Below are 14,893 nucleotides of genomic sequence, written 5' to 3'. Positions count from 1 at the left end.
GGGGCCTGCGCTAGTCATTTTGCGGCAGAACCGCAAGACCTCACTCCGATTGCAGCACGCCCAGGCACTGCGCCGGCAGGTCCGCCATGGTCAACTCGCGGCGCGGCTTGGGCGGCGGCGCGTTGGGGTCAGGCGGCGGCGGGTTCAGGATGTTGCGCTGCCACTGCCGCGCATCGGCGCAGCCATCCCCGGCGGGGGGTGCGGCTTGGTCGACGCATCCTTTCGCGCCGCGCGGACATTTCAGGCGCACGTGGAAATGATAGTGATGCCCGTACCAGGGCCGGATCTTGCGCAGCCAACTGCGGTCGCCGGTCTCTTCCTCGCACATCCGCACCTTGGCCCCCGGAAAAACGAAAATCCGCGCAACGCGCGGATCCTTCGCCGCGGCCTTCATGATCTCGTGGTGGGTCCGGTTGTAATTGTCGTTCGTATAGGCCCCGTTCGCCCGCCGCAGCGAAATCGACGACAGGCTTTCGCGCTGCGCCCGGCTGAGGTTCAGGTTGTTCGCGGGCCGCAGCCAGATATCGGCATCCAGCCCCATCTGGTGACTGCGGTGCCCGCTCAGCATCGGCCCGCCGCGCGGCTGGCTGATGTCTCCTACATAGAGCCCGTTCCAGCCCGGCTGCGTCGCGGCAAAGCGCGAAAGCTTCTGGATGAAATCGATGGTCTCGGGATGGCCCCAGTTGCGGTTCCGGCTCAGGCGCATCGCCTGCCATGTCGGCCCGGTCTCGGGCAGTTGCACACCGCCCGCCACGCATCCCTTGGCATAACCGCCATAGGGCCGCGCGGCCTGCTGCGAGCCGCCTCGTTTGGCGCCGAACAGCTGTTTCGCCTGCACCCCGCGCATGTCTGCCGGAATGTTCTGCGTCGAAAGCACCGCGGGCTGGGCGCTCTCCTGTTCTGCCGTGGACCCACCACAGCCCGCCAGCACCAACGCCAGCAGGACCGGCTTTACGATACGGACCATGTTTCACTATCCCCTTTTGCCTGAACCCAGCGTAGCAAGATCAACCCCACGAGGAAAAGAAGAATAAGGGGCGTGACACCAATTCGCGCGCTTCCGCTGATATACGTCACCAGACCGATCAATGCGGGGGCCACGAACGCCGTTGCCCGCCCCGACAGCCCGTAAAGACCAAAGCTTTCGGTCGGCACCGCCGGGTCCGTGTGGCGCACCATCAGCGACCGGCTCGCCGATTGCAGCGTCCCGCCCAGCCCCCCGATCAGGATACCGCAGCCGAAGAACACTATGTCCGGCAGGGCCGAGCCCTCCTCCAGCGGGATGCCGAAGAACATCGTGCGGTCCATGCTGACGATGGTGATGCACACCCCGATCAGGATCCACACCGCCACCACGATCACCGGCTTCGGCCCGTATCGCTTGTCCAGCCTGCCGCCGACCCAGCTGAAGGCCGCCGCGGCAACGGCGCTGACGATCCCGAAGATCCCCACCCTCACGATCGACCAGTCCAGCACCAGCGTCGCGTAAGTGCCCCCGAAACTGTAAAGCCCGTTCAGCGCGTCGCGATAGAACATCGACGATCCCAGGTAGGCCAGCAGGCTTTTGCGGTTGGGCAGGTTCGCCACCGATTTCTTCAGCAAAGCCATCGCACCGACGAACCCCGTACCCTTGGGCGCGGTGTCCGCATCTCGCACCCACAGGAAATAGGGGATCATGAACACCACGTACCAGGCCGCGGCCAGTGGCCCGACGATGCGCTTGTCCTCGTCCTGCGCAGCATCCAGCCCCAGCGCCGGTTCCAGCCCAACGATTGTGCGTCCCCCGTCCATGGTCTGAAAGAACACCAGCATGATCGCCATCGACGCCAGCCCGCCGAGATAGCCAAAGGCGAACCCGCTGCCCGATGTCGACCCCACGTCTTCCGCCGTCGCCACCGAGGGCAGTTGCGAATTGACGAAAATCAGCGCGTACTCCGCCCCGATGAAACCGATCCCGAACAGCACCAGCGCCAGCACCATGTTCGACCCGTCCGGCGCCGTCCACCACAGGCCCGCCGCGCCGACGACATAGAGCACCGAAAAGAAAACCATCCACGGAATACGCCGCCCGGCGGAATCCGCCATCGCGCCCATGATCGGCGCACCAAAGGCGATGACCAGCCCCGACAGCGCCAGGCACCATGACCACAAGGTCTGGGCCCGCGCATCCGCCGCCTCTTCTTCCAGCCCGGTACCAAGGAAATAGTTCGAGGCGACAGCCGCAAAGAACGGCCCGAACACGAAGGTCACCAACAGGGTGTGATAGGGCTGGCTGGCCCAGTCGAAAAAGAACCAGCCCCAGATCCGCTTGCGTGCTGAAACGTCTGCCATCTTGCCCCCTCGCCTCGCCGCGATCAAACGCGGTTCGGGGTCCGGTGGCAAGCCTTTCCTTGGGCTTTCCGCGTCAGTCCTGCATCGGCGGCCAGGGCCGCTTTGCATCCGCCTCGATCCAGGCGGTCACCCATTCGGGCGCCTCGGGCCGCTCGACCGTCTTGCCCAGCGCCGCCATCACCGTCTCGGGCGACACGATCCCGTCCTTGCCGGTCACGGCCGAGCGATAGACGATATGGTTGGCGCATTCGCCGTCGGACTTCCACATCGACTGTTCCAGATAGACGAACCGCGCGTCCCACCACACCGCGCGGGACCGCATCTCGACCGTTTCGAACATCCGGATCCGGCGGCGATACCGCACGCTCGCCCCCGCCATGGTCAGCCCCCAACGGTTCTTTTTCAGAACCTTCACCAGCCCCGCCCGCATCGCCAGCGGGATACGCCCAAGATCATACAGTGTCAGCGTCCGCCCGTTGTTCAGCTCCATCCACAGGTCGATATCCCACGGCAGGCAGACATGCCGCGACACGTGCGTGTCGGTCGGCGCCAGCGGCGGCGAATTGCGGTGCTTATAAAGCTGCCAGAACATGCGGACGACAGGATACATCGGGCGCTCCTTTTCCCGTTGGTCTTGACGCGGGCGCGGCATACGTCAACCACAACCTCGCGTAAAGCTTGCGGAATACCGCCATGACGCTTACCTGAAGCGTGCGGCCAAAAACCTGGATCGCAGTTATTGGTCGTGCGCAGCGCGACGATTGAGTGTTGCGCGCACCCTGCCTTTATCTGATACCTCAGGTTAACGGCAGGACGCTTTATTCCGCGCAGCAAGCAAGAGGTTCATCAGATGCAGGCAATCGCAGGTCCCATCGGGCTCATTCTGGACGTGGTGTTCTTCATCATGATCATCCACATCATCATGAGCTGGCTGATCAATTTCCAGGTCCTGAACCTCAGCCAACAGTTCGTGGCCCAGATCTGGTACGGCCTGAACCGCCTGCTGGAGCCGATCTACGAACCCATCCGCCGCATCCTGCCCGACACCCGCCCCCTCGACCTCGCGCCTCTGGTGGCCTTCGTCGCGCTGATTTCGCTGCGCGACTTCATCCTGCCGGAACTCCTGTGCAACGGGCGCCCCTTGGGCTACTGCGGATAGGCGCGCCATCGCCAGACCACGGGCTGGCGACCTGACAGGTCTTCAGGGCACTTTATCCCTGTCGCATCCGCAGAACTTCAAATCGACGCGCACACGTTACCCAATCGCCAGCCCGTCCGGGCGGTCTGGCGATGACGCGGCGGCCTTCGGCCTTGATTCCGCGCAACCAACGCTCATCCGGGACTTGTTTACGATTCCTTAGTGTGGGACTGTCACCCGTAAGAGCAGAAAACTAAAATCTTACAGGTTTCCCATGCAAAGCGCTGCCACGCTGCTGCAAGACGTCTTCGGATTCTCCGCTTTCCGTCCCGGCCAGGAAGAGATCGTCCAGACCGTCGCGGAAGGGTCCAACACCCTTGCCATCATGCCGACCGGCGGCGGCAAATCCCTGTGCTATCAACTCCCTGCCCTCCTGCGCGACGGCGTCACCGTCGTCATCTCCCCCCTGATCGCGCTCATGCGCGACCAGGTCCGCGCGCTCAGGGCTGCGGGGGTCGAGGCCGGCGCGCTCACCTCCGGCAATACCGAGGAAGAGACCCAGGCCGTCTGGGAGGCCCTCGACCAAGGCCGCCTCAAACTCCTCTATATCGCCCCCGAACGCCTCGCCGCCGGGTCCGCCATGGGGATGCTGCGCCGCATCGGTGTCAGCCTGATCGCGGTGGACGAGGCGCATTGCGTCAGCCAGTGGGGACACGACTTCCGCCCCGATTACCTGCGCATCGGCGAGTTGCGCCGTGCCCTCGACGTGCCGCTGGCCGCCTTCACCGCCACCGCCGACGCCGAAACCCGCGCCGAAATCGTCGAGAAACTGTTCGAGGGGCAACAGCCCGAAACCTTCCTGCGCGGCTTCGACCGGCCCAACATCACGCTCGCCTTCTCGGCCAAGGACAGCCCCCGCCAGCAGATCCTCAGCTTCGCCGCCGCTCGCAAAGGCCAGTCCGGCATCGTCTATTGCGGCACCCGCGCCAAGACCGAAACGCTGGCCAAGGCCCTGCGCGAGGACGGCCACAGCGCCTGTCACTATCACGGCGGCATGGACCCCGACGACCGCCGCCATGTCGAACACCGCTTCAGCACCGAGGACGGGCTGGTGGTGGTCGCCACCATCGCCTTCGGCATGGGGGTGGACAAGCCCGACATCCGCTGGGTCGCCCATGCCGACCTGCCCAAGTCGATCGAAGCCTACTACCAGGAAATCGGCCGCGCCGGCCGCGACGGCGCGCCCGCCGACACGCTCACGCTCTTCGGCCCCGACGACATCCGCCTGCGCCGGTCCCAGATCGACGAGGGCCTCGCCCCGTCAGAGCGCCGCGCCGCCGATCACGCCCGCCTGAACGCCCTCCTGGGCCTTGCCGAAACCCACGCCTGCCGCCGCCAGGCGCTCTTACGCTATTTCGGCGAGGACCCGACCCCCTGCGACAATTGCGACACCTGCACCACACCGCCCGAAACCTTCGACGGCACGCAGGACGTGCGCAAGGCGCTCTCGGCCATCCTGCGCACGGATGAATTCTTCGGCGCGGGCCACCTGATCGACATCCTGACCGGCAACGAAACCGACAAGATCCGCGCCCGCGGCCATGACGGCCTGCCCACCTTCGGCGTCGGCCGCGACACCGACCGCCGCACGTGGCAGGGGATCTTTCGCCAGATGATGGGTCACGACCTGATCCGCCCCGATCCCGAACGCCACGGCGCCCTGCGCATGACCGAACGGGCCATCCCGATCCTGAAGGGCGAACAGGACATCACCCTGCGCCGCGACACCCTCGCGCCCAAATCCCGCCGCCCCGCCGCCAAGACGCTGGTCGCCGAAGAGGACGCGCCGCTCCTGTCGGCGCTCAAGGCCAAGCGCCGCGCGCTGGCCGAGGCCGCGAGGATGCCCGCCTACATCGTCTTCAACGACCGCACCCTGATCGAGATGGCCGAAACCCGGCCCCGCACGCTCGACGACATGGCGCGCATCTCGGGCGTCGGCTCAAAGAAGCTGGAACAATACGGCGCTGCCTTTCTCGAGGTTATCAACGGCGAGGCCGAAACGATGCACCCCACCCGCCGCAAACTGGCGGGCCGCGAGACCGGCACGGTCTATGACCGCCTGCTCGAGGTGCAGTCCAACCTCCAACGCGGCGAGGACGGCATTGAAAAGCCGCTCTCGTGTTCCGCCAGCCTTCTGGCCCGCGTCGCCGCCTCGAAACCCCGCGACCTCGGCGACCTCGAACGCCTTTTGGGCGACAAAAGGACCGAGCGTTTCGGCCCCGCCTTTCTGGACGTTCTGCACGCGGCGGACTGAGGTGTTTCGAGGACAACATGACCAGAGTATCGCCAATGTCCCGAGAACGCCGAAGGCGTGACAGGGTATTGGCGATTCCATTTTTCCTCGAAACGCCCTAGATCCCCGGAAAGCTTAATTTCTCAAGGGTCACATATGCTCGTCGTCGTCTCGCCAGCCAAGAAAATGGACATGTCCCCGGCCGAGGGGATCCATCCCACCGGCCCCGCCTTCGCCAAGGACGCGCACGCCCTGGCCGACGTGGCCCGCGACCTCAACCAGGCCGATCTGAAAAAGCTCATGGGCATCTCCGACGATCTCGCGAAACTCAATGCCGAGCGGTTCAGCAATTTCGGCAGCCAGGACAAGAAGCCCGCCGCGCTCGCCTTCGCCGGCGACACCTACCAGGGGCTCGAGGCCGGGTCGCTCGATGCTGACGAACTCGACTGGGCGCAGGATCACCTACGCATTCTCTCGGGTCTCTACGGCCTCTTGCGCCCGCTGGACAATATCGAACCCTACCGTCTGGAAATGGGCAGCCGCCTCAAAACCGAGCGCGGCAAATCGCTCTATGATTATTGGGGCGACCGCCTGTCGAAGGCGCTCAACCGCTACGCCGAAGAGGTGGACACCGACATCTTGGTCAACTGCGCCAGCCAGGAGTATTTCGGCGCCGTCGACCGCGACGCGCTCAAGCTGCGGGTCATCACGCCCACCTTCCTCGACACCAAGAAGGGCGAGGCCAAGGTTATCAGCTTCTTTGCCAAGAAGGCCCGCGGCGCCATGGCCCGCTTCATCGTCCAGAACCGGCTGACCGACGCCGAGGCGATCAAGGATTTCGATTCCGGCGGCTACCGCTACGACGCCGCGCGCTCGACCGAGGATGAACCGGCGTTCATCCGTGGCGAGCAGTAGGGCGTTCTGCGCGAACGAGGATCACGGACTTTAGTGCGCCCGTTTAGGTTAGGGCAGAATATCTGGGTTGCGGACGAAGTGGACGTTATTTTCTGACGGTGAGGAGACGCGCATCGACGGGCCGTGGTGCGGCGAACCGACGATGGTGATGGGCATTTTATGCCTGCCAAGCACATCCAACCTGAGAGCTTTGCACTTCACCTGCCAAATCGCCGTGCCGGGGGACGGCCCGGCGATGCGCGGCGGGCTTCGCCCTTGTTCCGCGCGGGCGCTCTGTGACTGTAGCGACGAAGGGCTCACACCGGACCTTATCTGCAAAGAACACGAGCGTACGGTAGGACCAGCACCACCTCTCACTGACAGCCATTGTCTGCCAGACCTCAAACGCCAACCGAAAGCAAATGACCCCGCCCCTCCCCGACGCACCCTATGCCGCACTCTGCCCTTCCTCGGGCGGGCGCACGCCCACGGGGCAGGCCGCGATCACATGGTCGATCAGCGCCTGTTTCGACAGCGGCTTCGACAGGTAGTGATCGATCCCCGCTGACAGGATATCGTCCTCGTCGCCATCCATCGCGTGTGCCGTCATCGCCACGATAGGCACATGTACGCCGCCATCCGCTTCGATCTCGCGAATGGCGCGGGCGGCCTCCTTGCCGTCCATCTCGGGCATCGAGATGTCCATGAACACTATATCGGGCGCGAAAGACCGGAAGAACGCCACCGCCTCTTCGCCGTTCACGGCGAATTTCAGGTCGATGTCCAGCGCCTTGACCATCTTGGAAAAGACCAGCCGGTTGGTCTTGTTGTCCTCCGCCGCCAGCACGCGCATCACGCGGCTGGGTTCATTCGGCCCCTCGGGCGCGTCCTCGCCGCCCGGCAGCGCGCCCGAAACCTGCTTCAGTGCGGCGAAAAGCTCGTTGCGGGGGACCGGTTTCTGCAACAGCGCGTCAACGTAAATCCGGCCCGGGTCCTGATCCACGCTGCCGGTGTTCCCGCTCAACAGCAGGACCGGCGCCGCGTGTCCGGCGCCTTTCAGCGCCTCGGCCAGTTCGATCCCGTCCATCTGCGGCATCACGTGGTCGGTGATCACCAGGCTGACATCGTCGCCCATCACCTCCAGCGCGCGCACCCCGCTGTCGCAGCAAACGACCTCGACTCCCAGCGCCGCGAACAGCCGCTCCAGGATCGCGCGGTTCAGCGCGTTCGTCTCGACGATCAGCACCTTGCGCAACCCGTCGGGCACACTGAAATCCTGTTCCGCGTCCGGCTCGGCCAGCGGCAGTTCCACGGCAAATCCAAAGGTCGAGCCCTGCCCCTCGACCGAGTCGACCCAGATCTCGCCGCCCATCAACTTCACCAGCTTTTCCGAGATCGCGAGGCCCAGCCCGGTGCCTTCGAACTTGCGGTTGCTCTCGTCGTCCACCTGGTTGAACTCGCCAAAGATGTGCCGGACCTTGTCGTCGTGAATCCCGATCCCGCTGTCCTCTATCGTCACGTGCAGGTGCGCCGCGCCCTCGGTGCCGGCCTCCACGCCCACGACGCGCACCATGACATGCCCCTGCTCGGTAAACTTCACCGCGTTGCCCAGCAGGTTCGTCATGATCTGCCGCAGCCGCCCCGGATCACCCACGAACCGCGTCGGCAGGAACAGGTCGTAATCCACCAGAAGGTCGATCCCCTTGTCCCGCGCATTGGCCTGCATCAGCATGATCAACTCGTGAATGCAGCGTTCCAGGTCGAACGGCTCGTCATGCAGCACCAACTTTTCCGCCTCGATCTTGGAATAGTCCAGCACATCGTTGATGATAACGAGCAGCGCCTCGCCCGAATTCTTGATCGTGTTGGCGTAAAGCAGCTGTTCCTCGTCCAGCTCGGTATCCTTCAACAACTCCGCCATCCCCACCACGCCATTCATCGGCGTGCGGATCTCGTGGCTCATGTTGGCCAGGAAGGACGATTTCGCCCGGCTCGCCATCTCGGCCCTGCGCCGCGCCTCCTTCAGCCGTTCCTCATAGCGGATCGTGTCGGTGATGTTCAGCGCCAGGCTCACCACGTCGCCGGTCTGTCCGCGCTGGTCGATCAGCTTGATATAGGCCCCGTTCCACAGCCGGATGATCTCGGGCTCCGGCGCGACGGTCTGCCAGCGGTCCAGCATCTTTTCGCGCCACGCGGCGGGGTCCGCGTCTCCGATGTCGATAACACCCTCCTCGGTCACGCATTGCAGGATCTCGACATAGCTGATGCCCGGCTTGACGTCCTCCAGCCCTTCGAAAACACCCAGCCAGGCGTGGTTCGCGGCGATCATCCGGCTGTCGGCGTCGAAAAAGGCGAACCCGTCCTGGATCGTCTGGATCGAATGCCACAAGCGCCTCTCGGCGATGGCAACCTTTTCATTGGCGACGTTCAGGTCGGATTTCACCCGCGCGTTCTCGTCCCGCACGGTCTGCACCTCGGCGCGGGTCTCGACGATCTCCTCGCTCAGCGCACGGGCGTGGCGGCCCAGCTTGCGGTTCGCGGCCTGAAGCTCCGCCTGTTTCTGTTCCAGCAGACGTTCAGCGGCCAACCGGGCGCGCCGTTCCTCCGCCAGTTTGTTGGCAAGGCTCATGCCCCAACCTCCGCCGCTGCAGGTCACTCTTGGGGGCCAATCTCCCTTATTATGGTGAACAAGTACTTAAATCCTGACCCGGCTCAGGCGCGGGAATCGTTGTCTTGGCGCGGGGGGCGTGGCAGCATGTCGCCATACATTTAGGGAGGGCATCATGCTCCATCGCTTTCTCACCGCCATTTTCATCACCCTCACCGCCAGTCTCGCCGCCGGGCACGCCGCGGCACAGGATGCCGTCCCCGACCGGCGCGAGGTCGTGACCAAGGATGTCGACTTCTTCGGCTCCGATCTCGACCCGCTCTTCGACACCACGCTCGAGGCCTGCCGCAACCTCTGCTTTTCGAACAACGCCTGCCGCGCCTATACTTTCAACACCCGCTCCAATTCCTGTTTCCCCAAGAGCGCCCTGACCGAGACCAGACCCTACGAGGGTGCGATTTCCGCCGAGGTCTTCAACACGGACGCCCGCGTCCTGAACGACGCGCCCGCCCGCACCGCCGATCTGGATTTCCTCAGCCCCGGCGATCTGAACCAGGCGCGCGACCAAGCGACCGGAATCGGCGCGCGCCATCCCGGCGGGCAATGGGACGTCCCCGCCATGGTCAACGCCGCGCAGGACCGCATCGCGCAGCAGGATTACCTGAATGCCATGCGCTGGATGGGTGCCGCCGTGGCCCGCTCGGACGCCGCCGACCAATGGGCGGAATATGCCCGCCTGTCGCTGCTGATCCCGACGCAGAACAATTCCGAGAAACGCAATTACGCCGCCCGCGCCTTCCAGGCCGCGACCAACGCCTACCTCCGCGCGCCCAGCGATCCGGTGCGCATCAACTCCCTTCTGATCATGAGCGAGTCCTTGGAAGCACTGGGACGCGAACGCGATATCGTGCCCACCCTGCGCCTGGCCGAATCGATCCAGCCGCGCGACGACGTCATGACCGCGCTCGATGCCGCCATCGCCAAGTACGGCTTTCGCATCACCGATCACCGCGCCGACAGCGACAGCGCCCAGCCGCGCCTCTGCGCCGAGTTCTCCGAACCGCTAGTCGAGGCGGGCACCGATTACACGCCCTTCGTCCGCCTGCCCGATCCCGGCCTCGTGGTGCAGCCCGACGGGAACCAGATCTGCATCGCCGGCGTCCAGCATGGCGAGCGCTACCGCGTCACCTTCCGCGAAGGCCTGCCCGCCGCCAGCGGCGAGACACTTCAGCGCGACACCGAGATCACGCTTTACGTGCGCGACCGCTCCCCGCGCGTCAGCTTTCCGGGCCGGGCGTACATCCTGCCCAAGGCCGCCGACACCGCCCTGCCGATCGAGACCGTCAACCTCGACGAGGTCGAATTGCTCCTGCGCCGCGTCTCCGACCGAAACCTTTTGCGCACCATGCAGGAAGAGTATTTCGGCCGCCCTCTCAGTCAGTACCAGGAACGCCAGTTCAACGCCGAGATCGCCGAGGAGGTCTGGACCGGCACCGGCGAGGTGCAGAACACGCTCAACCGCAACATGACCACCCGCCTGCCGCTGGGCGAGGTGCTGGCCGACCAGCCTCCGGGCATCTACGCCCTGACCGCCAGCATCGAAGGCGCCGACAGCTACGACAACCCCGGCGCCACGCAATGGTTCGTTCTGACCGACCTTGGCCTGACCACGTTCAAGGGTAATGACGGCCTGCATGTTTTCGTGCGCGGGCTGGCCGATGCCCAGGCGGAATCCGGCGTCGAACTGTCCCTGCTGTCGCGCTCCAACCGCGTTCTGGGTACGGCCACGACCGACGCCCAGGGCCACGCGCTCTTTGCCCCCGGGCTGACCCGTGGCACCTCCGGCGCCGCCCCGGCTCTGGTGCTGGCCAAGGCGGGCGACGACGACATGGCCTTCCTGTCGCTCACCGACCCCGCCTTTGACCTCTCGGACCGCGGCGTCGAGGGCCGCCGCCCCGCGCCGCCCATCGACGTTTTCCTCGCCACCGATCGCGGTGCTTACCGCCCGGGCGAGGTGATCCACGCCACCGCGCTGGCGCGCGACAACGTGGCCGAGGCGATCCCCGGCCTGCCCCTCACGGCCATCCTGCGCCGCCCCGACGGCGTGGAATATTCCCGCCAGCTATCCGGCGACGACGATGCGGGTGGCCATGTCTTCACCCTGCCCGTCGGCACCACCGTCCCCACCGGCAGCTGGACACTCGACATCTTCTCGGACCCCGAGGACGAACCGCTGGTCAGCCGTACCCTGCTGGTCGAGGATTTCCTGCCCGAGCGCATCGACTTCGACCTGTCACTGCCCGATGGCCCCATCCGCCCCGGCGACACGCCGCCGCTGACCATCGACGCACGCTACCTCTTCGGCGCGCCCGGTGCCGGGCTGGTGGCGGACGGCAACGTGCGCCTCACGGCCCGCACCACGCTCGACGACTTCCCCGGCTACAATTTCGGCCGTCACGACGAACGGGTCGGCGCGCGCATCACCTACCTGCCCGGAGGCAAGACCGGCGCGGATGGCCAGCTTCAGATGGCCGCCGAAATGCCCGAATTCGATGTCACCGATCGCCCGTTCGAGGCCGACATCACCGTCACCCTGCAAGAAGGCTCCGGCCGCCCGGTCGAACGCAGGCTCAACCGCATGCTCGCCCCCGCCGGCCCCATGATCGGCATCAAGCCCATGGCCGACGGCGTCGTCGCCGAGGGCACCGAGGCAAGTTTTCAGATCATCGGCATCTCACCAGGCCTCACGCCCGTCCCGATGGACGTGAAATGGACGGTCAACCGCATCACCACGCGTTACCAATGGTATCAGGATTACGGCTCGTGGAACTGGGAGCCGATCACGACGCGCGAACAGGTCGCCACCGGCGACGCCACGCTGGGGTCCGATCCCGTGACCGTCTCCGCCCCCGTCGAATGGGGCCACTATGAACTGGTCGTCGAACGCACCGGCGGCGATTACGTGTCGTCCTCCACCGATTTCTACGCCGGCTGGTACGCCCCCGCCGACGCCAGCGACACGCCCGACACGCTGGAGCTGTCACTGGACCAACCCGAATACACCCCCGGCGACACCGCGCAACTGCGCGTCGTGCCCCGCTACGCCGGTACCGCGCTGATCACCGTCATGTCCAACCACGTCATCGAACGGCAGGCGGTCGAGGTCACCGAGGGCGAGAACACCATCCCGCTTTCCGTGACCGAGGACTGGGGCGCAGGCGCTTATGTCACCGCGCAAGTGATCCGCCCGATGAACGTCAGCGCAGGCCAGAACCCGGCCCGCTCGCTCGGCCTCAGCTACGCCAAGATCGCCCCGGGCGACAAACAGCTCTCCGTCTCCATCGACGCCCCCGACACCGCCGCCCCACGCGGGCCGCTGGACGTCACCGTCAACGTCGATGGGCTGGCCGAGGGTCAGACCGGCTATGTCACACTCGCCGCCGTCGACGTGGGCGTGCTCAACATCACCGGCTTCCAGTCGCCCGACCCGTCCGGGCACTACTTCGGCCAGCGCCGCCTCGGCGTGGAAATCCGCGACCTCTATGGCCGCCTTATCGACGGCATGAACGGCGCCGAAGGCCAAGTCCGCTCCGGCGGTGACGCGGGCAACCCCCTTTCCGGCACCCAGCCGCCACTCACCGAGGACCTCGTCGCCTATTTCACCGGCCCGCTGGAAATCGGCCCCGACGGCACCGCCCGGGCCAGCTTCAACATGCCCGATTTCAACGGCACCGTCCGCTTCATGGCCGTCGCATGGTCCCCCACCGCCGTGGGCCAGGCCGAGGACGAGACCATCGTCCGCGACCCCGTGGTCGTCACCGCCTCGCTGCCGCGCTTCCTCGCCCCAGGCGACGAAAGCCGCCTGCTGCTGGAAATCCAGCACACCGAAGGGCCGACCGGCCGCATGGGCCTCGACGTCAGCAGCACCGGGCTCACCCTCGGCGGCACCATCCCCTCGGGGCTCGAACTGGACGAACAGGAGAAATCCACGCTCAGTCTGCCCATCACCGCGGGAGACGTGGGCGACGCCACCGTGCGCATCGCCCTCACCACGCCCGATGGCAAGCAACTGACCAAGGAGATGCCGCTCGGCATCCGCGCCAACGATCCGGTCATCGCGACCACCCGCCGCTTCTCACTCGGCGCGGGCGACAGCTTCACGCTGGGTCCGGACGTCTTCACCGACCTGCGCCGCGACACGGCCAGCGCCATCCTCGCCGCCGGGCCGCTTGCGAAACTCGACGCGCCCCGCCTTCTGGCCGCGCTCGACCGCTACCCCTATGGCTGCACCGAACAGGTGGTCAGCCGCGCCATGCCGCTGCTTTATTTCAACCAGGTCGCAGCCGCGATGGGCCTCGCCTCCGAGGCGCAGGCACAGGAACGGATCGACCAATCCATCGCCCGCATCCTGACCCGCCAATCCTCCGGCGGCAGCTTCGGCCTCTGGCGGGCAAGTTCCGGCGATTTCTGGCTCGACGCCTATGTCGCCGACTTCCTGTCCCGCGCCAAATCCGAAGGCTTCGACGTCCCCGATACCGCCTACACCATGGCGATGGACAACCTGCGCAACCGCATCAACTACGCCCCCGACTTCGATCAGGGGGGCGAAGACATCGCCTACGCCCTCATGGTCCTCGCCCGCGAAGGCGCGGCCCGCATGGGCGACCTGCGCTATTACTCGGACGTCAAGGCACAGGCGTTCGCCACGCCCCTCGCACAAGCACAACTCGGCGCCGCCCTTGCCTTCTACGGCGACCAGACCCGCGCCGACCGCATGTTCGCCGCCGCGCAACAAAGCATCAACCAGACCTCCGGCGACGAAGGCCAGGTCTGGCGGGCGGACTATGGTACCCGCCTGCGCGACCGCGCCGGCGTGCTGACCCTTGCGACCGAGGCGGGCAGCACTGCCGTCAACGCCGACGCCTTGGCCAGCGCCATCACCGCCGAGGGCCCGCACATGTCGACACAGGAACAGGCGTGGTCCCTTCTGGCCGCCCGCGCCCTGCTCAGCGACCCGTCCGTCTCGGGCCTCTCGCTCGACGGCGAACCTGTCTCGGGCCCCTTCGTGCGCAACATCTCCGCCACGTCGCTCACGCCGCAGACCCTCACCAACACCGGCGCGAACGCCACCGACATCACGCTCACCACCCTCGGCGTGCCGCGGACGCCGCCCGAGGCCGGCGGCTACGGCTACGCCATCGAGCGCAGCTATTTCGACATGGACGGCACGCCGGTGGACCTGTCGACAGTGCCCACCGGCACCCGCCTCGTCACCGTGCTGACGGTCCGCCCGTTCGAGAAGGGCGAGGCGCGGCTGATCATCGACGATCCCCTGCCCGCCGGGCTGGAAATCGACAACCCGAACCTCCTGCGCTCGGGCCAGGTGACCGCGCTCGACTGGCTCGACCCGGCCACTACTGAGCATTCCGAGTTCCGCGCCGACCGCTTCATCGCCGCCGTCGACTGGCGCTCGGACAAGGCGTTCCGCCTTGCCTATATCGTCCGAGCTATCAGCCCGGGCAGCTATCACCACCCGGCGGCCTCGGTCGAGGACATGTACCGCCCGCAATACCGCGCGCGCTCGGCCACAGGGCGGATGACGGTCACCGCGGAATGACAGGCCAAGTAA

Annotated in this window: 8 protein-coding genes; 4 read left to right on the top strand and 4 right to left on the bottom strand. The window is 66.0% G+C overall.

Annotated features, from left to right (window positions below; genetic code table 11):
* Positions 1-40 precede the first annotated feature (40 nt).
* From mepA to PVV74_RS14485, 3 genes are all read right to left on the bottom strand, one after another.
* The gene (gene mepA, locus PVV74_RS14495; RefSeq protein WP_274593697.1) at positions 41-967 is read right to left on the bottom strand and encodes a penicillin-insensitive murein endopeptidase; all 927 of its coding nucleotides are present in this window, start codon (positions 965-967) and stop codon (positions 41-43) included.
* Entirely contained in the window at positions 952-2,331 is a 1,380-nt protein-coding gene (locus tag PVV74_RS14490) for an MFS transporter (protein WP_274593696.1), read from the bottom strand. Before PVV74_RS14490 ends, mepA begins: the two co-directional genes overlap by 16 nt.
* A 73-nt stretch (positions 2,332-2,404) precedes the next feature.
* Positions 2,405-2,941 (bottom strand): acyl-CoA thioesterase, encoded by a 537-nt coding sequence (locus PVV74_RS14485; RefSeq protein WP_274593695.1) that lies wholly within the window; start codon positions 2,939-2,941, stop codon positions 2,405-2,407.
* 240 nt (positions 2,942-3,181) lie between these two features.
* Here PVV74_RS14485 and PVV74_RS14480 point away from each other — a divergent pair, with 240 nt between their 5' ends.
* The 3 genes from PVV74_RS14480 (at position 3,182) to yaaA (ending at position 6,677) form a co-directional block, all read left to right on the top strand.
* On the top strand, positions 3,182-3,490 hold the full coding sequence (locus PVV74_RS14480; protein WP_152473387.1) for a YggT family protein: 309 nt from the start codon (positions 3,182-3,184) through the stop codon (positions 3,488-3,490).
* Between the two features lie 253 nt (positions 3,491-3,743).
* The gene (gene recQ / locus PVV74_RS14475; protein ID WP_274593694.1) at positions 3,744-5,783 is read left to right on the top strand and encodes a DNA helicase RecQ; all 2,040 of its coding nucleotides are present in this window, start codon (positions 3,744-3,746) and stop codon (positions 5,781-5,783) included.
* A 135-nt stretch (positions 5,784-5,918) separates the two neighbouring features.
* On the top strand, positions 5,919-6,677 hold the full coding sequence (gene yaaA / locus PVV74_RS14470) for a peroxide stress protein YaaA (protein ID WP_274593693.1): 759 nt from the start codon (positions 5,919-5,921) through the stop codon (positions 6,675-6,677).
* Positions 6,678-7,104: 427 nt separating this feature from the next.
* On the opposite strand, the gene PVV74_RS14465 is transcribed toward yaaA, so the two are convergent.
* A complete protein-coding gene (locus PVV74_RS14465; protein ID WP_274593692.1) occupies positions 7,105-9,285 on the bottom strand; it encodes a response regulator in 2,181 nt (726 codons plus the stop codon).
* A 154-nt stretch (positions 9,286-9,439) separates the two neighbouring features.
* Here PVV74_RS14465 and PVV74_RS14460 point away from each other — a divergent pair, with 154 nt between their 5' ends.
* On the top strand, positions 9,440-14,881 hold the full coding sequence (locus tag PVV74_RS14460; RefSeq protein WP_274593691.1) for an alpha-2-macroglobulin family protein: 5,442 nt from the start codon (positions 9,440-9,442) through the stop codon (positions 14,879-14,881).
* Positions 14,882-14,893: the final 12 nt, after the last annotated feature.

Source organism: Roseovarius sp. SK2, from assembly GCF_028807495.1.
In the GTDB taxonomy this organism is placed as follows: domain Bacteria; phylum Pseudomonadota; class Alphaproteobacteria; order Rhodobacterales; family Rhodobacteraceae; genus Roseovarius; species Roseovarius confluentis.
The sequence above is the reverse complement of the archived record's forward strand: the minus strand, read 5'-3'. Positions and strand labels throughout refer to the sequence as shown.

What these genes read in the sequence shown, in the direction of transcription:
- mepA (WP_274593697.1), bottom strand. Translation starts at nt 967, where the DNA reads ATGGTCCGTATCGTAAAGCCGGTCCTGCTGGCGTTGGTGCTGGCGGGC.
- recQ (WP_274593694.1), top strand. Translation starts at nt 3,744, where the DNA reads ATGCAAAGCGCTGCCACGCTGCTGCAAGACGTCTTCGGATTCTCCGCT.
- PVV74_RS14490 (WP_274593696.1), bottom strand. Translation starts at nt 2,331, where the DNA reads ATGGCAGACGTTTCAGCACGCAAGCGGATCTGGGGCTGGTTCTTTTTC.
- PVV74_RS14480 (WP_152473387.1), top strand. Translation starts at nt 3,182, where the DNA reads ATGCAGGCAATCGCAGGTCCCATCGGGCTCATTCTGGACGTGGTGTTC.
- yaaA (WP_274593693.1), top strand. Translation starts at nt 5,919, where the DNA reads ATGCTCGTCGTCGTCTCGCCAGCCAAGAAAATGGACATGTCCCCGGCC.
- PVV74_RS14460 (WP_274593691.1), top strand. Translation starts at nt 9,440, where the DNA reads ATGCTCCATCGCTTTCTCACCGCCATTTTCATCACCCTCACCGCCAGT.
- PVV74_RS14465 (WP_274593692.1), bottom strand. Translation starts at nt 9,285, where the DNA reads ATGAGCCTTGCCAACAAACTGGCGGAGGAACGGCGCGCCCGGTTGGCC.
- PVV74_RS14485 (WP_274593695.1), bottom strand. Translation starts at nt 2,941, where the DNA reads ATGTATCCTGTCGTCCGCATGTTCTGGCAGCTTTATAAGCACCGCAAT.